Source organism: Pantoea sp. (genome assembly GCF_039594315.1).
In the GTDB taxonomy this organism is placed as follows: Bacteria; Pseudomonadota; Gammaproteobacteria; order Enterobacterales; family Enterobacteriaceae; genus Pantoea.
The window spans coordinates 32,302-51,934 of the sequence record NZ_JBCNNP010000003.1 but is presented as its reverse complement, the minus strand read 5'-3'; the positions used below and the strand labels follow the sequence as shown (position 1 = coordinate 51,934).

15 protein-coding genes are annotated in these 19,633 nt (G+C 51.2%); 11 read left to right on the top strand and 4 right to left on the bottom strand.

The features are described from left to right. Positions 1-14: 14 nt before the first annotated feature. From ABDW13_RS03315 to ABDW13_RS03275, 9 genes are all read left to right on the top strand, one after another. A complete protein-coding gene (locus ABDW13_RS03315; RefSeq protein ID WP_343550985.1) occupies positions 15-461 on the top strand; it encodes a PTS sugar transporter subunit IIA in 447 nt (148 codons plus the stop codon). A 13-nt stretch (positions 462-474) separates the two neighbouring features. Then, positions 475-735: an HPr family phosphocarrier protein gene (locus ABDW13_RS03310; protein WP_343550984.1), complete on the top strand. Its 261-nt coding sequence runs from the start codon at positions 475-477 to the stop codon at positions 733-735. 72 nt (positions 736-807) lie between these two features. After that, a complete protein-coding gene (locus tag ABDW13_RS03305) occupies positions 808-2,433 on the top strand; it encodes a PTS transporter subunit IIC (protein WP_343550983.1) in 1,626 nt (541 codons plus the stop codon). A 45-nt stretch (positions 2,434-2,478) separates the two neighbouring features. After that, positions 2,479-3,180 (top strand): GNAT family protein, encoded by a 702-nt coding sequence (locus ABDW13_RS03300; protein WP_343550982.1) that lies wholly within the window; start codon positions 2,479-2,481, stop codon positions 3,178-3,180. A 264-nt stretch (positions 3,181-3,444) separates the two neighbouring features. Then, positions 3,445-4,155, top strand: coding sequence for a DUF1120 domain-containing protein (locus tag ABDW13_RS03295; RefSeq protein ID WP_343550981.1), 711 nt, complete (start codon positions 3,445-3,447; stop codon positions 4,153-4,155). Between the two features lie 146 nt (positions 4,156-4,301). After that, entirely contained in the window at positions 4,302-4,994 is a 693-nt protein-coding gene (locus ABDW13_RS03290; protein ID WP_343550980.1) for a fimbria/pilus chaperone family protein, read from the top strand. Between the two features lie 57 nt (positions 4,995-5,051). Beyond that, complete coding sequence (locus ABDW13_RS03285; RefSeq protein ID WP_343550979.1) at positions 5,052-7,433, top strand: fimbria/pilus outer membrane usher protein; 2,382 nt, start codon at positions 5,052-5,054, stop codon at positions 7,431-7,433. Between the two features lie 12 nt (positions 7,434-7,445). After that, complete coding sequence (locus ABDW13_RS03280; RefSeq protein ID WP_343550978.1) at positions 7,446-8,006, top strand: fimbrial protein; 561 nt, start codon at positions 7,446-7,448, stop codon at positions 8,004-8,006. Positions 8,007-8,064: 58 nt separating this feature from the next. Next, on the top strand, positions 8,065-8,721 hold the full coding sequence (locus ABDW13_RS03275; protein WP_343550977.1) for an NAD(P)-binding oxidoreductase: 657 nt from the start codon (positions 8,065-8,067) through the stop codon (positions 8,719-8,721). A gap of 20 nt (positions 8,722-8,741) precedes the next feature. Here the strand turns inward: ABDW13_RS03275 and ABDW13_RS03270 are convergent, their stop codons facing one another. Beyond that, positions 8,742-12,590 (bottom strand): autotransporter outer membrane beta-barrel domain-containing protein, encoded by a 3,849-nt coding sequence (locus ABDW13_RS03270; RefSeq protein ID WP_343550976.1) that lies wholly within the window; start codon positions 12,588-12,590, stop codon positions 8,742-8,744. Between the two features lie 412 nt (positions 12,591-13,002). Between ABDW13_RS03270 and ABDW13_RS03265 the strand changes: the two genes are divergently transcribed. After that, the gene (locus ABDW13_RS03265) at positions 13,003-13,956 is read left to right on the top strand and encodes a helix-turn-helix domain-containing GNAT family N-acetyltransferase (protein WP_343550975.1); all 954 of its coding nucleotides are present in this window, start codon (positions 13,003-13,005) and stop codon (positions 13,954-13,956) included. A 136-nt stretch (positions 13,957-14,092) separates the two neighbouring features. Here the strand turns inward: ABDW13_RS03265 and ABDW13_RS03260 are convergent, their stop codons facing one another. The 3 genes from ABDW13_RS03260 to ABDW13_RS03250 all read right to left on the bottom strand — a co-directional run bounded on the left by ABDW13_RS03260 (position 14,093) and on the right by ABDW13_RS03250 (position 17,862). Continuing rightward, positions 14,093-14,902 carry an SDR family oxidoreductase gene (locus ABDW13_RS03260; RefSeq protein ID WP_343550974.1) on the bottom strand — a complete coding sequence of 270 codons (810 nt, stop codon included), beginning with the start codon at positions 14,900-14,902 and terminating at the stop codon, positions 14,093-14,095. Positions 14,903-14,930: 28 nt separating this feature from the next. After that, entirely contained in the window at positions 14,931-16,775 is a 1,845-nt protein-coding gene (gene iolD / locus ABDW13_RS03255; protein ID WP_343550973.1) for a 3D-(3,5/4)-trihydroxycyclohexane-1,2-dione acylhydrolase (decyclizing), read from the bottom strand. A 148-nt stretch (positions 16,776-16,923) separates the two neighbouring features. Next, positions 16,924-17,862, bottom strand: coding sequence for a MurR/RpiR family transcriptional regulator (locus ABDW13_RS03250; protein WP_343550972.1), 939 nt, complete (start codon positions 17,860-17,862; stop codon positions 16,924-16,926). Positions 17,863-18,191: 329 nt separating this feature from the next. Here ABDW13_RS03250 and ABDW13_RS03245 point away from each other — a divergent pair, with 329 nt between their 5' ends. Further along, positions 18,192-19,625 (top strand): NAD-dependent succinate-semialdehyde dehydrogenase, encoded by a 1,434-nt coding sequence (locus ABDW13_RS03245; protein ID WP_343550971.1) that lies wholly within the window; start codon positions 18,192-18,194, stop codon positions 19,623-19,625. Positions 19,626-19,633: the final 8 nt, after the last annotated feature.

Sequence of the window (19,633 nt, the reverse complement as noted above, 5' to 3'; positions counted from 1 at the left end):
TAATAGGATTGATTATGAAATTAGGCGCCAGAATTATCGCGGATAACTTATTCTCGACACACTATATTGCCAGCGATTGGCAAGCAGCAGTCAAACATGGTTGCTCACTACTCGAGGAAAAAGGCTATATCACTGCCGATTATTATCACGGCATTCTTGCCAGCGTAGCGGAACACGGTCCTTATTTCGTGATCCTGCCGGGCATCGCTATGCCGCACGCCCGGCCAGAAGCCGGTGCGCTGAAAACCGGATGCAGCCTGGTGGTCCTTAAAGAGCCGGTGGTGTTTGGACACGAAGATCATGATCCGGTCAGTCTGCTTTTTACCATGGCGGCGAAAAGTACCGAGGAGCTCAACGAAGGCATTCTGATGGAAATCATGGAGCTACTGGATGATGAACAACTCATTGAGCAACTGACTCAGGCGAAAGATGCCGACACGCTGCGCGCGTTACTTTCCTGATAAGGAGGACGAGGTGAAATCAATTGAAATCGTAATTACTAATCCCACTGGATTACACACCCGGCCCGGTGCCGCATTTGTTAAAGAAGCCAAACTTTTCCAATCAGAAATAACCGTGCAGAAAGGTGAGAAAACAGCAAACGGCAAAAGCCTGATGAAACTGCTGCAAGTGGGTATTTCTTATCAGGACAAAATATCCATCAGCGCCGATGGGCCTGATGAAGAGGCGGCATTAAATACCCTTTCATCATTTGTTGCTGCATTAAAAGATTAAGTCGTCAATACCAGGGTTCGTGGTCGCCATATCTGGCGACCCCACATATTTATAAAACATAGAGGTTGTACCATGGTTGCTCTGATTATGAGTTACATCGATAATTTCCTCTCTTATGGTGCAACCATTGTTGTGCCAATATTAATTCTATTTGTGGCGTTATTTTTTAGAGTGAAATTGCTGGATGCCGTTAAAAGCGCCATTGCGATATCTGTCGGTTTTATTGGTATCAACCTGATGATTGGTTTTATGGTGACAAATCTCGGTGCGGCGACCAAATTAATGACTGAACGCTTTGATATCCACTTAACGGTATTAGATACCGGCTGGTCGGTTGGCGCAGCGATATCTTACGCTACGCCATTGGTGCTCTGGGTATTCGTCCTGCATTTCCTGATTAACGGCATCATGCTGTGGCGCAACTGGACCAATGTGCTGAATGTTGATTTGTGGAATTACTGGCACTTCATCTTCACTGGCGCATTGGTATATTACTCCACCGGCTCAATTTTCTTAAGCCTGCTGGCAATTGCTATCAGTATTATTGTGGTATTGAAGTTAGCGGATTGGGGCGCGCCCATTGTCGAGAAATATTTCCAGATGCCGGGCGTAACCTTTGCGCATTTGGAAACCATCAACTGGCTGCCGGTTGGATACGGATTAAACAAATTATGGAGCATTATTCCCGGCATCAATAAAATCGGTGAAAAAAGCCGTGATGCTGAGGATGTGATTAATCGTCAAACCCGCGCCAAATGTTTGGTGTGCTGCCCTTCTGGCGTGGCGACATCTTCGATGATCATCAAGAAAGTACAAAAGCATTTTGATGACCTGAATATTCAATTAGAGATTTCACAATGCAAATTGGCTGAAGTTGAACAGTATGCGCAATCAGTCAAACCTGACTTTGTTATTCACTCCGCGGCATTGCCGCCAGGAACGCAGCTTGACTGCCCTTCCTGGTTGGGTGTGAAAATCCTCGCAGGTGCAGCTGGCAATGAAATTTATGATCAGATTATGGAGAAAATCTTCTCTACTCATCAGGCTGGCGATAGCGCCGACAGTCAGAATGAAAACCGTATTGGCGTGCTGTATAAAATCATTGGCGATCCCGGCATCCTCGGCTTGTTAATCGGTTTGGGTATTGGACTGTTGGCGGGATATGACGTTAAAGGCACCTTAGTGCTGATGACGCAGCTCGCCGCCGTGATGATTCTGCTGCCAATGATGACGCGCAAATTAATGGAAGGCTTATCCGCTATTTCGATTGGCGCGCAAAGCTATATGTCGAAGAAGTTTCCCGGACGCAAGGTGTATATCGGACTGGATGGCGCGATTGCATTAGGACATCCAAAGATCCTTTCCGTCGGTATTCTGATGGTGCCGCTCACGCTGTTTATTGCCGCTATTTTGCCGGGCAATAAGATCCTGCCTTTTGCGGATTTACCGGTCATTCCGATCTTCCTGACCTGGGTGATTATCCCTTGCGCCGGTAACCTGTTCCGTTCGTTGCTTTCATCGATTGTGGTGGTGTGCGCTATTTTGTGGATTGGCACCGCGATGGCACCGTTGATTACTCAGGTTGCACACAACATCGGCTTTAATATCCCGCCCGGCACCAGCGAGATTTCATCGCTCGATCAGGGCTCACATGTTCTGTCGTTCTTACTGTGGAAGTTTTTTAGCTTGTTCCATTAATGTGTTAGAAATAAACCGGAAAAGTGCTCAACAAGAGGAATTCCGGTGACACACGTCAATCAATACGGTCAGCCAGTCGGCGTTGCGCTTCCCGACTGGCTGCCTGCAACTTTCCCCCCTTCTATTATCCTCGCCGGACGCTTTTGCCAACTCGCGCCGTTAATATTTGAACACAGCGCGGCGTTGTTTGCCGCTTTCTCACAGGCTCAGGACGATCGTGACTGGACCTGGCTTGGCGCATCGCAACCGCAATCGTTAATCGAAATGAGCAACTGGATTGCGGCGAAACTCGATGACAGCGGATTAGTTTGTTATGCAGTAATCGACAAAGCCAGTCAGCAAGCGGTTGGTGCGGTGTGTTTCGCCAATATTGATCAACAGCACGGCGCGATTGAAATTGGTCATGTCACCTGGTCGCCGCTGATGCAGCGCAACGTACTGGGCAGCGAAGCGTTGTATTTGCTGATCCAGCAGGCATTTAAGCAAGATTATCGCCGCGTGGCTTGGCGCTGTGATTCACTTAACCATGCTTCCCGCCGCGCAGCAGAGCGCCTCGGTTTTACCTTTGAAGGCCGCTTTCGCCAGGCCATGACGCGCAAACAACGCAATCGCGACACCGATTGGTTATCGATCATCGATCAGGAATGGCCGCAGATTCAGCGAGCTTTGAAACACTGGCTTAGCGCAGCAAATATGGATGACAACGGACGTGAACAGCAAAAATTACGCTGTTTTATGCCGGATTAATTACAGCCGAAAGCCGTCCGTTCAATTCTAAAGAAATCACTCTCGTATTTGTCATTCGTTAATTAGCGAATGACTTATTAGCTGTTTTTTTAACCTCTCTACTTAATAGTTGTCATCAAAAGGCCTTCATTGGCAGCAATGCAAGCATAAAAATTATTTATATAAATATCGCTCCTTGTCCTACTTTCAAGCCAATTCTTAAATAGCCATCCAGGAACGATTGGTAAGGTACATCCGAACCCCATTAATAAAAGGAATTAACAAATGATGAAAGCAATGCAAAAAAGCGCTTGTGCGCTGGCTATTTTAGCAACCACTACACTACCTGCTTTAGCAGATAGCGTTGACTTCACAGTCAAGGGCACTATTACCCCATCGGCTTGTGTACCGACAATTGCTGGCGGTGGTGCAATCGATTATGGTGATATTAAAGCTGAAAAACTGTCGCCTGATAATTATACGGTGTTGGATGTAAAAAGTGTCGAGTTCTCGATTAACTGTGATGCGCCAACTAAAGTCGCGATTAAAGCGATTAATAACCGTGCGGGTTCGAATGCCACTGGTGAAGAAGGTATTGGCGGTGCTGCAATATCCCCAGCCGGTCTGCGTTTCTTTGGCAATCAAAGCTCACTGCCCGTTACCGGTTTAGGTCTGGATGGCACGACTAAAATTGGTGGCTATGCAACACGCTTTACGCTGACTGCCATTGCTGATGGCGTAGCAGCAACCACGTTACGTTCTATCGATGACAAAAATACCTGGCTGGCCCAGTCGGTTTCTCAACCTCTATACGGAACTGATACGCTCGCTCACCTTTCCTGGACCAAAACCAACGCCGGTACAGAACCGGAAGCTCTGACCACCTTAAGCGCTGAAATGGATATTCAAGCTTATATTAATAAAACCTCTGAACTTGATCTGTCTAAACCTGTTGAACTTGATGGTTCAACCACAATCGAATTAGTTTACTTATAATTTGATAGTCAAGATCATTATATAGAATTAATAACAACATCTATTCAGCCCCTTTTTTGAGGGGCTTTTTAACTTTATCTGGCTATTTATTTATTAACATTACAGCATAAATATTTTTTATTCTTAACCAGGTAATCATGATAAAAATGTCATCCTTATTTAAAATTGTAGGGTTATCTCTCCTATTATCTGCCACAAACGTGCAGGCCACCGGTATGCAACCCGAATCCTCCGTTGTCATTGTTGAACAAAGCGATGGCGAAGGCGCAATGAATGTTAAGAATAGCGATACCTTTCCTGTTCTGTTGTTAACAACGCTTGAGAATACCTCCGACGATAACGACGCCTTACTGGTTATTACGCCACCCGCCGCCCGCGTGGAACCCGGAAAAACGCAACGTGTACGTTTTATTTTAACCAGTAAAGAACCGCTTAAAACTGAACGCCTCAAACGGGTTATTTTCGAAGGCGTTCCGCCACAAAAGAAAGATAAAAGCGAAGTCAGAATAATGGTGCGCCAGAATCTACCGGTGATCATCCGTCCCGCCGGGCTGGTGAAAGATTTATCCCCGTGGACACATCTGCTTTGGCAACAACAGGGCGATACCTTAACGGTCAATAATCCCTCGCCCTATGTCGTCCGACTTTCACGGATGGTCAAAACGCTGCCCGAAAACCTTGAGTGGACGCTGCCCAATAGTTACCTGCTGCCAGGACAAACTATCAGTCTTAAATCTGCCGGAGATAAAAAACCTGAGTCGGCCCAACAGGTTCGAATTTTCCCTGCCACCACGTGGGGCTTTAGCGTTGCGAAATATGAAGCACCATTAAGTCACTAACGGAGTAAGCCGGTGCAACGGAATGACAACATACCAGGGAATGTCTGCATTGCATTAATGACGGTGTCGCTTATCGCGCTTTGTCATTTCAACTCTGCTTTTGCGAACGAAGTCATAGCTGAAACAGGTGATATCGAGTTTGACCGCACTTCGTTGCAGTTGCGTGGAGTCGATCCCAAACTTGCCGAGTGGTTCCGCCAAACGCCGAGATTTTTGGCCGGTGAATCGTCTGTAACGCTGGTCGTCAATGGCCTCACGCGTGGCAAAACCCAAGTGCGTTTCGACGACAAAGGTGCGTTGTGCGCAGATGCAGATTTCCTGAAAAAAGCCGGGTTAATCCCGCCTACTCGCGCAGCAGCTCAGCAAGCTTGCCCGAACCTGACCAGCCTGTGGCCACAAACTGAAGTCACGCTAGATCCTGGAGAAGAAAAAGTGTCTGTCGTGGTTCCCGCCGCAGCAGTGGCGCAATCGCGTGATGATCTCGACGATCTTAATCACGGCGGAACCGCGGGCATGCTTAACTACGATGCGCAATATCTGGATTCTTCCAGCTCCGCTTCCAACATCAACTTTTTCCAGACAAATACCGAAGCCGGACTGAATATCGGTGACTGGATTGTGCGTAGCCGTCAGACCTATTCCAACTTTGATGGTAAAAAAACGCTGCAACATCAGGGCGCCTATGCGCAACGCACCTTCACCGGCCTGAAGAAAACACTGCAAGCTGGTCAGATCAGCTTATCGAACTCGATGTTTGGTACGGGGCAAGTGATCGGATTGCAAATGGTGCCCGAAGCGGCGTTGCAAAATGGTCGCATGGGCGCGGGGTTGGTTGAGGGAATTGCCACGAGCCAATCGGTGGTTGAAGTTCGCCAATCAGGCTTATTGGTGTATAGCACCACTGTTCCTGCCGGGCCGTTTCGTTTGCAGGGATTCTCGCTATTGAATACGCGCACCGATCTCAACGTTACGGTAACCAGCAGTGACGGTGATAAACGGGATTTTATCGTCCCCGCTGCGGCGCTTTTGCAAAGTGGGACTGCGGTTTCTCCAGGATGGTCATTCGGTGCGGGGCGACTCGATCAACAAGGGGATTCGCCATCACCATTGCTGGCAACGCTGGCGACCGGTTGGGCGCTATCTCCTGCGACTGCGTTTAACGTCGGCGTTTTAGGCTCCAATATTTACCGAGCAGGCGCAGTAGGCATTGATAGCCAAATTTTTGACGCGACAGTGCTCTCTGTGCAAACCACCGCAGCGCGCGACAATCATCACGGTAACAGCGGCTTGCTGGCACGTGCGGCGCTGAACCATAAATTGACCGATCGCGTTTCGATTAGCGCAAATGCCACACAGCAAACTGAGGGATACGCAGAACTCAGTGATGCTCTTCAAAACAATGCGCGTAGCAAAAATGGCAGAAGCCGCGACCAAATCGGCAGCACGGTTAGCTGGTCTGAGAAAACCGTGGGTAACCTGTCGTTTTCATGGGCGCGCACCCGTACTTTTGATGGCGATAGCACATCCTATTTACGCGCCGGCTGGAGCAAGCAGATCGGTCGCACTTATGTCGGTGCCAGCCTCGAGCATGATACCGGCAGCCGCAATACCCACAGCGATGACCGTTTCTATGTCACGGTGAGCATACCTTTTGGTAATGCACAAAACTTCAGCAGCTATTTAAACAGCTCGAACCGCAATACGCGTGGTGGCGTACGTTACAGCAATCGTGCCAGCCAGGATCGTAACTGGAGCCTGGCCAGTGAGCGTGATTTCCGCCATCGCCAAACCACCAACACTGCAACGCTTGATTATGTGACCTCATTTTCCCAGCTTAATGGTTCAGTGAGTCAGCGTTCTGACAGCACCACCAGTTGGTTGGCAAGAGCTTCCGGCGGATTGGTGGCGCACGGTGGCGGCGTGACGCTCTCGCCTTATCGTATCAGCGACACCTTCGGCATCGCCAAAGTGGGCACTGAATCCAGCGTGCGCCTGCAAACAGCCAGCGGGCCGACCTGGACCGATAGCCGTGGTTACGCGGTTTTGCCTTCGATCACCACTTACCAGCGCTCAAGCGTTCAGGTCGATACCCGCAGCTTGGCGAAAAACGTCGATATTGAAAACGCCTGGCAGGAAACCGCCGCCGCACGTGGTTCTGTCTCCCTACTGAATTTCGACGTGGTGCGCACGCGTCGTGTATTGGTCAGCGTGCAAGATCGCCAGGGAAATGATCTCCGCCACGGTGCCAGCGTCTTTGATAGTGAAGGCAACTTTGTCACCGTGGTCGGCAGCCACGGTAGCGTCTTCATCCCGGATGCCACCGCCCATCAACTTGATGTTCAATCTTCAGGCCAGACCGTGTGTTCCTTCTCTCTGGCTCTGCCTGAGCAAGCTGATACCAGCGGATTATATGAAACCGCGACGGCGGTTTGTCTTTAACAGGAAGGCACCATGAAAGCCATTTCAGTTGTACTGTTTTTTATGTTTTCCACCTCAGCGCGAGCATCAGAGTTCAATCCTTCTCTGCCAGCAGAGAAACGCTGCATTATTTCTGCCAGCGAACGTGATATTGATTTTGGCGTGCAGTCACGCGGTCAATTGCAGGAGAGTAACGGCGGACGTCGCCTCTCTCCCGGCAAACGTAACCTGATGATTAACGTGGTTTGCCCCTTTGCACAAACTATGGTGATTGCGATTCAAGGCGATCGTGCCGCCAATGGCAACCTGCGTTATGGTGACCGTGGTGATGTAATCTTGCGCCTGCTTGACGTCAACCTGGATGGTCAACATGTGCAGATAGTTGATACTTCTGCGCAGGGTGACGCCGCCGCCACGAATGACATGCTGCTGCAACCCGGCCAATATGTTGCCGCCACTCGTAACGGACAACGGCTAACGGGAAAAACGTTCAGCGCGCGCATAGAGATTGAACCAATGGTGCCCGAAGGTGATGCCCGCGTCACCCAGCCACATACCACGCAATCCCAACTGAGCCTGGAATTAATCGAGTGAAACGATGCCGATTGCGCCGACTATACTGACTGACTTGTGATTGGATTAAGAGGTCAATATGTCGAAGGTGTTTATTATTGGTGGTGCAGGAAAAATTGGCCGTCGTCTGGCGGCTCAACTTTCAACCAAAGGGCATATCGCCCGCCCGCTGTTCCGCCATGCGGATCAGGAAGCGTCGTTGCTCGAATCAGGTGCCGAACCGATCAAAGGCGATTTGACCGCATTGAGTATCAGCGAAATGGCGGCCTTGATGAACGGGAGCGATGTGGTGGTGTTCACTGCCGGCGCTGGCGGCAAAGGCGGCGAGGAGATGACCAACGCCATTGATGGCAAAGGCTTAGAAACCGCCGTTGCTGCCGCGCAACAGGCGGGAATTTCTCGTTTCTTGCTGGTTTCAGCATTTCCGGAAGCCGGACGCGCCAAAAACCTTTCGCCAACCTTCGAAAACTACATGCGCGTGAAAAAATTAGCCGACGTAGCGTTAGTGGAAAGCGGTTTGGATTGGGTGATTATCCGGCCAGGAACCTTGACTGATGAGCCAGGCTGCGGCTTGGTTCGCAGCGGTTTGGCCATTCCTTATGGCAGCATCTCACGTGATGATGTCGCCGCTACGTTGATGGCGATCATCGAACAACCTGCGGTCAATCGCGTCATTATTGAATTAACCGGCGGAGATGTTGCCGTACAGGATGCAGTAAAGAAAATGGCGACCTAAGCCGCCATTTTTAGCACTAATTAGAAGGAGTAACGGATGCCTACCCCAGCATTGTAGCTTTCACGCTTCTCAAGACTTGATGAAGACACACCGGTTTGATAACCCAGCGCTCCGAAAACTTTCAAGTTGCTGGTTATTTCAGTGCCCACGCCGACATCGGTACTGATGCGACCTGTTGATGACGCCAATGGAACACGGTCTTTACCGTCATAAACAGTAGTGGACTGACCATTCCAGTCTTGCCAATAATTAATGCTAGCAAACGGTTGGATCGCAACACCAGCGCCGGTTTCGATATTCCATTTTGCCCGCAAACCAACGCGTGCTGTCGTTCCCGTGGTTTTACCCAATGCCACGCTGCTCTGGCGATCTTCACTGTCCTTAAACTGCGTTTTCTGCCAGATCAATTGAGCTTGTGGCTCAAGAGTGAAGCCCGCGCCAAATGCAGGTATCGAGAAAGGATAACCTGTTTCAAGCGAAGCCATGAAGCCTGAACCTAGCACATCCATGCTGCCTGATTCACTGGCGGCAGTACCACGATAGCGAGTGCCTTGTACCGTGGCATCTACATAGTTTTCATTCACCCCGATATGCGACCAGTACGCCCCAAGAGAAGTGCCCGAGAGTTTTACTTTGCCCGTATTTTGACGCTCATACTGCGTACCTGCGTCATTAGTGACTAACCCACTCACGGAGACATTGGCACGCGTTTGTGCGGCATATAGCCCAAAACGCTCGTTACTTCCATCCTCAGTCAAGTGTTGCCACACATCAGCACCGATCTGCAATCCACCCAGCGAACCTTTCGCTGTCGGCGCAGCATAGGCCTGATACGTATGATCAATCTCATTTAGCAACACACGCGTCCACACGGATGGGCCTTGTGCGGTGTCAGAATTGATCAGCATTGCTGAATCGCCACCGCGCTGGCTATAAACGCCCAGTGTCAACATGCCCAATTCTCGGGCAACCGGCTGAATCACTCCATATGTCGCGATTGCAGGACCAATGACCGGATACTCGCCAGGCGGCAATACTGACGGTGGCGGTGTTAACGGCAAGGTGGTGCCTGGTCGTTCAGGAGTCACCGGTTTTTCAATGTCACCGCCTTCGCCAGGGTCAACTGGATCGATTGGAACAACGGGTCCAATCGGCTCAACTGGGTCAACTGGGTCAACTGGGTCAACTGGGTCAACTGGGTCAGGTGGAACAATAAATTGATTACGCAGATACCAGCTGTCTATCTCTAGTCCACTCAAGCTGCCGCGGAACAAACGATAACTCAACGCTCCACTGCGCGTATCACTTGCCATACGGAAAGCATCGGCCTCGGTGGTTGCGCCATTGATCGCGTCAACGATCTTTATGCCATCCGCATAGGTGTAACCTTCTGTGCCGTTGGTGTTATTAATGGCCACACGCGTGGTACCACTGGCATGCCCCCCATCGAGAATCAGTTGATCGGTCGGCGAATCATCTGTTCCCAACCAGCTATTCAGTGCTAATACGCCATTACTGCCAATGTAATCTCCGGTCACCGTGATGGCATGATAGTCCGAAGCACCCACCGAGCCTGGTCGTATGGTTCCGGCATTGGTGAGATTGCCAAATATCTGTGCATCCCCCGACAAGGTACCTGCTGCGGCAATGGTGGTATCCGACTGAACGGAACCATTAATGCGCAAGGTGCCATTCTCAACACGCGTTGCACCGCTGTAAGTCTGATTACCATTAAGCGTCAATGAACCGCTGCCAACCTGCACTACATCACCACTGCCAGTCACGATGATATCCATCGCAGCATCATCACTGCGATTGAATTGCAGGGTACTTTCGTTAAGGACATTGCCAACCAGGCTGCCACTCGTACCCCCATTACCGACCTGTAGCGTACCGTTGCTAATCGTTGTGCCGCCGGTCCAGGTATTATCCCCACTCAACACTATGGTGCCGTTACCAACCTGGGTAAAATGCCCTTCGCCGGAAATCACTCCGTTGAGTAATGTCGCGTCTACGCGATTCACTAACAACGCAGAACCTGCGGCAATCTGTACATTTCCGACCAGATTCCCCTGAGTGCCACCATCGCCGAGTTGTACGTTACCCGCTTCAATCTGCAAATTGCTGGTAGAAACATCACCCGTAATAACGCTGGTGCCGCCTCCACGCTGAATAAGGTCTCCGCTACCCGCAATATTGTTGGTTAACGCCAAAACGTCTGAACGATTGAGGATTAATTGGGTGTTATTGATAATATCGCCCAGCAAACTGCCTTGAGTTCCACCATTACCAATTTGCACTGCACCTTGATTAATAATGGTGGCTCCATTCCAATTGTTATCGCCGGATAAGGTCAGTGTGCCATTGCCCTGTTTGGTTAACACACCACCATCGCCAATAATACCATTGGTAAACAGCAGATTATTGCCGTTATCATCAATTACCCCACCGTTAATACCCACGCGTAGGCGATTTGAAATATCGCTTGTATTACCTGTCTGCCATAACAGCTTACCGCCGTTGAGATTAACTACACCGCTTCCTAAATTTCTTGCATCCGCAAACGACAGCGTACCCTGATTTATATTGGCGCCGCCGCTCCAGATATTATTGCCACTTAATATTAGCGTCCCTTCCCCGGCTTTATTCAGCGCCCCAGCACCACTGACGACGCTGGATATATTCATATTCGACGCCGCACCTTCGGTTAGAAAAGTGCCTGTGCCGCTGAGTGCTATATTCACGTCACTGCGCATATCAGCATCAGCACTTAAATTCGCCAGAGTGCCTTCATTTAATGTGATTTGCCTGATAGCATTCCCGTTACCGGCCAGAATAGTGCCAGCACGTAATATTCCATCAGTATCAACGCTAATACGTGAAGTCATAGCTCCTGGGCCGCTAATAACATCGCCCATTGAGATAGTATTTGCTTTAATTGTGCCACCATTACTTAAATTCAGATCCGCAATGGTACTGCCCGCACCTGAAGAACGACTGCTTTCTCCCAATAGAATATTGTCTACTTCTAGCAATCCCGCCCCCATCATAAATGTGCCACGGGCTGCCTGGGTTCCGTACGTTGCATTGGCGATTCTTAATGTTTCAACTTTGGCATCTAACGTACCGTTAGATGTGTCAAAAAGTCCGGTTGAACCACTGTAATTGCTGGTTACACCCGTTCCGATGGCAATATTTTGCACCGCATCAACACCATTGGTGGCGCGTAATTTGAGCGAGCCATTCATTACGGATGGAGCGAAAGCCAGTGTGCCACTGGCTTGGTTGGTTCCCAAAATGAGGGAGTCGACATTAAATGTGTTTTGCTGTCCTAGATGCAATTCACCAGTATTGATTCCAGGTCCGTTAACAGCACGCGAAGTTGATCCAACTCCTAATATACTGGCCGTAATAATGTTTGTTTCGCCAGCCAATGTGACGATACCGTTGCTGCGGTCAGTAGAGTTTGCTGCACCGCCGGAACGCCGGCCCGAGATCACCAGAGTGCCTGAAGCATTATCAAACACAAAATTAGACAGCCCGCTCATATCAAGAGTAGATGTGGTATTTGCTGCGTTACCGCCGATCACCATATTAGCAGCACCGCTATAAACCAACGTTCCTCCACTGCCGATAATCGTGCCCGTAATGTTATTACCGACACCTAAACCCTCGATCTCCTTGCGTTGATCGGCAATATCTTCGGTACGATTGCTATTAAAACTCCATGTCTCAGCCTGGGCATTGAAACCCATAGACATACCCAATGAAAAAAGACACAAAGTTAAAGGATTCAGTGTAAATAGTGGCACTTCAGTCTTGACCACCGGCAGGGTATTTTTTTTGATTGATGGCTGCTTGAAGTGCATGACACTCCTCCATAGTTAGGCATTAAAAACGAGAATAATCTTACATGCCAGCCATTCTACGGAGACGAATCGAGGTAATAACCAAGCTAGGTCTTGGATGTACTTTGGCGGTAAAAATAATTTTAAAGGCGCATTTTTCCCTGCTAAAAACGACTAAGGTGATAAAGTGAATTTTGTTAAATAGATGCTCAATTCTTTCTAAACCTATTAGAAAAAATATATGCCATCAAAGAGGGTATTGATATCCAAAGTATTTATTATTGGTGGAGCAGGAAATATAGGCCGTCGTCTGGATCAACAATTTCCATTTAAGGCAGAACGCTCCCTACTGTTTCGCTTAGCTAAGAGACATATTGACAATCTTCGTAAAATATAGTTGTATTATACAACCTTTTCTCTCCAGGCTGTTGTCATGATTTCTGATTCACTGATTGAACAGATCCGCTCGTCATCACGCTTAATGGTTCGCGAGCTAGGTTTTATGCAACCGACGTTGGCTGCAACCCAATATTCCCCCTCCGCCGTGCACTCGCTGGTTGAAATCGAGAAGCACGGCGCACTGACTGCGGCACAACTGGTTGATATTCTTGGCCTGGAAAAATCCAGCGTCAGCCGTATGCTCGCCAAGCTGATTTCCTCGGGCGAGTTGGATGAGCTGCCTTCAGAGTTGGATGCGCGCTCAAAAAAACTGTCGCTCTCCGCGCAGGGAATGCGCACCGTTCGCAATATTAATGCCTACGGCGCGGCTCGCGTGGTGGATGCGCTGACGCACCTCGATGCTCAGCAACAGCGTGTTATTGCCGAGGGATTAACCGCCTATGCTGGCGCGCTAAAAGCCTGTCGCACCACACAACCGACTCACGCGGAAATCTCGATTGTCACCGGATATCAGCCCGGCTTGATTGGTCGCATCGCCGAGATGCACGGACGTTATTACGCCGAACATCACCAGTTTGGTCATTTTTTTGAGGGCAAGGTGGCAGCAGGATTAGCAGAATTTGCCGGTCGTTTAAATCACGATGCGAACCAAATCTGGCTGGCGCTACGCGGCAATCAGATCGTCGGTTCAGTGGCGATTGATGGGCAGGATTTGGGCGATAATCAGGCCCATTTACGTTGGTTTATTCTTGATCAAGCCTGTCAGGGCGCTGGTGTTGGCCGCAAATTGATCGGCGAAGCCATGGCGTTTTGCGATGCCAGAAACTTTGCCGCGACCCAGCTGTGGACTTTCAGCGGACTCAATGCGGCGCGCCGACTTTACGAAAACTTTGGCTTCACGCTGACAAAAGAGTGGCAAGGCGATCAGTGGGGTAAAATGATGACGGAGCAGCAATTTACCCGGAATTCTACAGCGCACATATCGTAGCGGCGCGATTTATCGCGTTGTGTTGACCTTAAAAATCAACTGAACGCGATAAATCGCGCCGCTACAGAATTGTGCGGTGATTGAAAGCATGACTTAATCGATCGACATTACGCCATTTTTGGCGACCGGAAGCACATTATAACGGCCCAGCAGGTGCAGCGGCCTGGTCGTAACCGCCCCAAACTGATTGGTCGAACTCGATCATTGAACCGGTCATCAAACCTGACTCTTCGCTGGCAAGGAACGCCACCGCACGCGCCACTTCCTCGGGTTGAATCAGCCGACCAAACGGCTGCGCGGCCGCCGCTTTTTCCAGCCAGTTATCTTCCGCGCTGTGATACTGCTTCATAATGCGGTCTTCCCCTTCCGATGCCATCCAACCAATGTTCAGGCCATTTACCCGAATGCGATTGCGCAGCAACGCATAAGCAGTATTACGCGTCAGTGTCGCCAGCGCCCCTTTTGAAGAACAATAGGCAGCGATAAACGGTTGTCCGGCCAGCGACGACATCGAACAGATATTGATGATGCTGCCAGCGATATTGTCGCGACGCATCAGCTTGATGGCTTCTTGCATCAGGAAAAATGGCCCGCGCACGTTGGTGGCAAAAATGCGATCAAACAGTTCAGGATCGGTATCCAGAATGGTGCCGCGATCGCTCATGCCGCCCGCATTGACCAGAATATCCACGCGCCCGTGCAAACGATCGGCAGTGGCAATTACGTTACGACAATCCTCAACATTCGATAGATCGGCGCGCACAAAATCCACTTTGGTTTCGCTTTCACTGTTTAAGCGCTGCGCCACTTTTTCACCTTTCTCCTGATTGCGCCCGCAAATCACTACCGCGCTGGCGCCCAACAGCGTGAACTGGCGCGCAATCGCCGCGCCCACACCTTGAGTGCCGCCGGTGACTACCGCAACTTTACCTGTTAACTGGCTCATTATTTTGCTCCTTCCACTAATGGTTTGATTAAATGCCGATGCGCTGCGCCAGGCGGCCTTTAACATGTTCCTCGCGCGCATGCTTAACGCTGTCACGCGCGCTGACTTCCGGCACGCCGACATCCCACCAGGCATCGCCGGGCGTCCAGTCAAATGGATGAGTGACGATGGAAATCACCGTGGTGCGATCGTTGCCTTTGGCCCAATGAATCGCCTCTGCCAGTTCATCCAACGACGTCACTTTGCGCGCCAACGCGCCCATCGCTTGTGCATGCGCGACGAAATCGACGTGGAAAGGTTCTTTCACCCGGCAATCCACCAGCAGGTTATTGAAAGAGGCGCCGCCTTTGGCATTTTGCAGCCGGTTAATCACCGCGTAACCGCCGTTATCGCACACCAATAAAATGAACTTGTGGCCAGATAACACGCTGGAATAAATGTCTGAATTCATCATCATGTAGGTGCCGTCGCCAATCATCACGAACACATCGCGATCCTGCTCCGCCATCGCCACGCCCCAACCGGCTGAGAGTTCATATCCCATGCATGAGAAGCCGAATTCGCAATCAAAGGTGCCGGGATTTTTCACCCGCCAGCCTTTGACCAGTTCGCCAGGTAAGCCACCGGCAGCGCTGATGATGTAATCTTCATCGGCAGCGGCAGCGTTCACCACGCCGATCACCTGCGCATAAGTGGGATCGCCATCGGTCGCGCCGCGTTGCTGGCGCGCGTCGATCAGCGCATTCCATTGGGCAAAATCAGCTTTACCTTGCGCCAGCCAACTCTCGGCAGCGTGCCAGTTGCCGAGTGCCGCGTGCAGTTCGCTGATCCCTTCACGTGCATCACACACCAACGGAATCGCCAGATGTTTGTGCGCATCAAAACGTGCCGCGTTGAGGGCGATAAACTGCGCTTGAGGGTGAAACACCGTCCACGAACCGGTGACGAAATCCATCAGACGCGTGCCAACGGCAATCACCACATCGGCTTCAGCGGCCAGCGCGTTGGCAGACGTCGAACCCAGGATGCCAATCGGCCCGCAATGCACCGGGTCATCGTGCGTCAACGCACCTTTACCGGCGATGGTTTCCACCACCGGGATGCCATACGCCTCAGCAAATTGCGCCAGTTGCGCTTCTGCCTGCGAATAACGCACACCGCCACCAGAAATAATCAGCGGTCGCTTAGCTTTTTTAAGGGTTTCGACGGCGCGCGCCAGCAGCAAACGATCGGGACGCGGACGCGGCATCACATGCAGGCGCGGCGCAAAGAATTCTTCCGGGTAATCCCAGGCCATCTCCTGCACGTCCTGACACACGCCGATAAACGCCGGGCCGCAATCGCCGGAATCGAGCATGGTCGCCACTGCCTGCGGCAATGAGGAGAGGATTTGCTCAGGATACGTGATGCGATCCCAGTAACGCGAAACCGCTTTAAACGCATCATTCACGGTTTGCGTCGGATCGTTGAAATGTTCGACTTGCTGCATTACCGGATCAGGATGACGGCGCGCAAAGCTGTCGCCGCAGATCATCAGCAACGGCAAGCGGCTGGTATGCGCTACGCCCGCCGCCGTCAGCAAATTGGTGGTACCGGGACCAATCGAGGCAGTAACTACCATGATCTGACGACGTACCATCGCTTTAGCAAAACCTACCGCGGCGAACGCCATTGACTGCTCGTTCTGCCCGCGCCACGTAGGCAGCACATCCTGCGCCGCTTCCAATGCTTCGCCAAGACAAGTGACATTGCCGTGGCCAAAAATGCCATATACGCCGGGGAACAGCGGCACGCGCTTGCCATCCACGTCAGTAAACTGATTGCTCAAATAGCGAACTATCGCCTGAGCTGTCGTGCAACGAATCGTAGCCATATCCTCACTCACTCCTTAAAGATGCCGCAACGCAGCATCAGGTTTCATTTCACAACGTAAATTGCTTGCATAAATAATTAGCAATAAAAATTGCAACTTCAGGCGATAAAACTCCCGCTTAAAGCGAGCGAGAGTCGGTTAAATCGGTTTACGCGCGGCTGCGTTTACGGGGTGTTGCCGCACTTTTTTCGCGTTCGGTAATGGTTTCAATGCGCGGCTGCGCTTCTTCTGGTTGCAACACCGCCGCTAACGCCATCGCGATGCTTTGCGCCAGACAAACCGGCGCGGCCAGCGAGCGCGAAAAGCTGTACTCCTCTTCCGGGATGTTGAACAACACGCTGGCGCTTTTGGCTAAAGGCGACAGCGGACCATCAGAAATGGCGATCACCGGAATGTTGCGTGCGCTGGCTGACTCGGCAATCGCCACCACTTCTTTGGCGTAATGGCGAAAGGCGATGGCAAGTAGCACATCGTTTTCGCGCATATTATTCGCCATTTGCGGTGCCAATCCGCCAGCAGCATCCAGCAGGATCACCCGCCGATTGAGCATGGTTAGCAGGTAACGCAGTAACATCGCCACCGGTTCCGAACGCAATTGACCAGCGATGTAGATGGTTTCCGCCTGCTTCAACAATTGCGCAGTGGCATCCAGATCTTTTTCCGTCACGTTGCTCAGCAGCTCCTGTAACGTGGCGATATCACGAATCACCAGGCTTTGCAGAAAACCGAGATTGCCCTTCTGCTGGTTCTTGCGCAGGTCATTTTCTAACGCAGTAATACGCTCGTTATAGCCCGGCGCGGCGGTGGCAAGCCGGGTTTGAAACACGCTCTGCATCTGCTTAAAGCCGCTGTAGCCAAATACTTGCGCAAAACGCACCAGCACCGACGGATGCAAACCGCATTTGGCGGCCACTGCATTAATCGATTCCAGCGCCACGGTATTCGGGTTTTGCGTAACGTAGCGCGCCGCTTGTTGATGGCGCACCGAAAGCTGCGCATAACGTTGCGTAATCTCATCGACAATCTGTTCGTAATTTTGGTGTGGCAGCGCGCTAGTGGCAGCTTTACTCTTTTCAATCTTGCCCATTGATCATTCCTTTTCGAGCTCTTTGCCCATCGCATCTGCACGCTAACGCAATAAAAATTGCAAGTAAAACGCTAATGCAACTAGTTCTAACCGATTCGCGTTCAACACGGAAAAACTCTTCACGCGATTTGTGACTCGCTTCGAAGAATTCACTTTTAGTGCAAATGAAACAGCTCATCCATTAAACTTTAATGACGGCAATCATTTGAAATAAAAAGCAAATTAATCATTCCCCCTCATATTCACCTCACGCCAGCCAACTCATTGCAATTTTTATTGCCACGACCCCAACATTGCAACTATCAATGCTATCGGAGGAACGGAACACCATGTACCAACATTTCGGACAGTTTATTCATGGCGCGTGGCGTCAAGGCCGTGGCGCGGAACCGGTGATCGTTACCGATCCAGGCAATGGCAAAATCCTCGGTGAAATCGCCGCCGCCTCAAGCGCCGACACGCGGGAGGCCTTGGCGAGCGCTGAAACTGCTTTAATCAACTGGCGAGCAACCAGCGGCTGGACGCGCGCCGATCTACTGCAAGCAGTCGCCCAACAAATGGTGAGCATCACCGCAGATGCCGCACGCATGATCTCAATGGAAAGCGGTAAACCATTGGCGCAGGCCAAACGTGAGTGGGAATTATCCACCGACCAATTTATCTGGCACGCCGAGGAAGCACGGCGCATTTACGGACGCATTGTGGAAAGCCGCGTGCCGGGCGGGCGCTGCGAGATCTCTCATGAACCGGTCGGCGTGGTCGCGGCTTTCACCGCGTGGAATTTCCCGGTGGTGTTAGTGGCACGCAAGTTGGCTCCGGCGCTGGCGGCGGGTTGTACTGTGGTGCTGCGCCCATCCAGCGAAGTACCTGGTTCGGCGATGCTGATTTTCGAATGCTTACGCAAAGCAGGATTACCGGCGGGCGTGGCTAATTTGGTGGTTGGCCCTACCGCTGAAACGTACCAACCGCTAATCACCTCGCCAATCGTGAAAAAAGTCTCGCTGACCGGATCAACCCAATTAGGCCAGCAGATGATTCGCGATTCTGCCGCCACCATCAAACGGCTCAGCATGGAACTGGGCGGCAACGCGCCAGTGATCATCTTTGACGATGCCGATGTGGAAAAAGCACTCGATTTATCGGTCGCCACCAAGTTCGCTAACTGCGGCCAGGTGTGCGTCACCTGCGATCGTTTCTATGTGCATGAAAGCCGCTACCACGAATTTGTGAAAGGCTTTGCCGAACGCGCCGCACGTCTCAAGGTCGGCTACGGCCTCGATGAAGCCACGCAAATGGGCCCGTTGATCAATCCACGTCGTCTCAAAGCCATCGAAGCGATTGTGGCCGATGCGCGTGACAAAGGCGCACGCATCGTCACCGGCGGTGAACGCATCGAATTGAATGGCGGTTATTTCTACGCGCCGACGGTGATTGCCGATGTGCCGGATGATGCGCTGGCGATTGCCGAGGAAAATTTCGGGCCGATTGCCGCCATGACCTCCTTTAGCGACAGCGAAGATCTGTGGCGTCGCGTCAATAACTCTGACTTCGCCCTTTCAGCGTATGCCTTCGCGCGCGATCCAGCGCGCATCCGCGAAACCGTCGCACGACTTGAATCCGGCATGGTTGGCATTAACAGTTACGCGCTCGCCGCCGCCGAAGTGCCGTTTGGTGGCATCAAAGCCAGCGGCATGGGTCGCGAAGGCGGCAGCGAAGGGATTCACGATTATATGAACGTCAAACTGGCGCAAATCGTGCTGTAAGGAGCTTG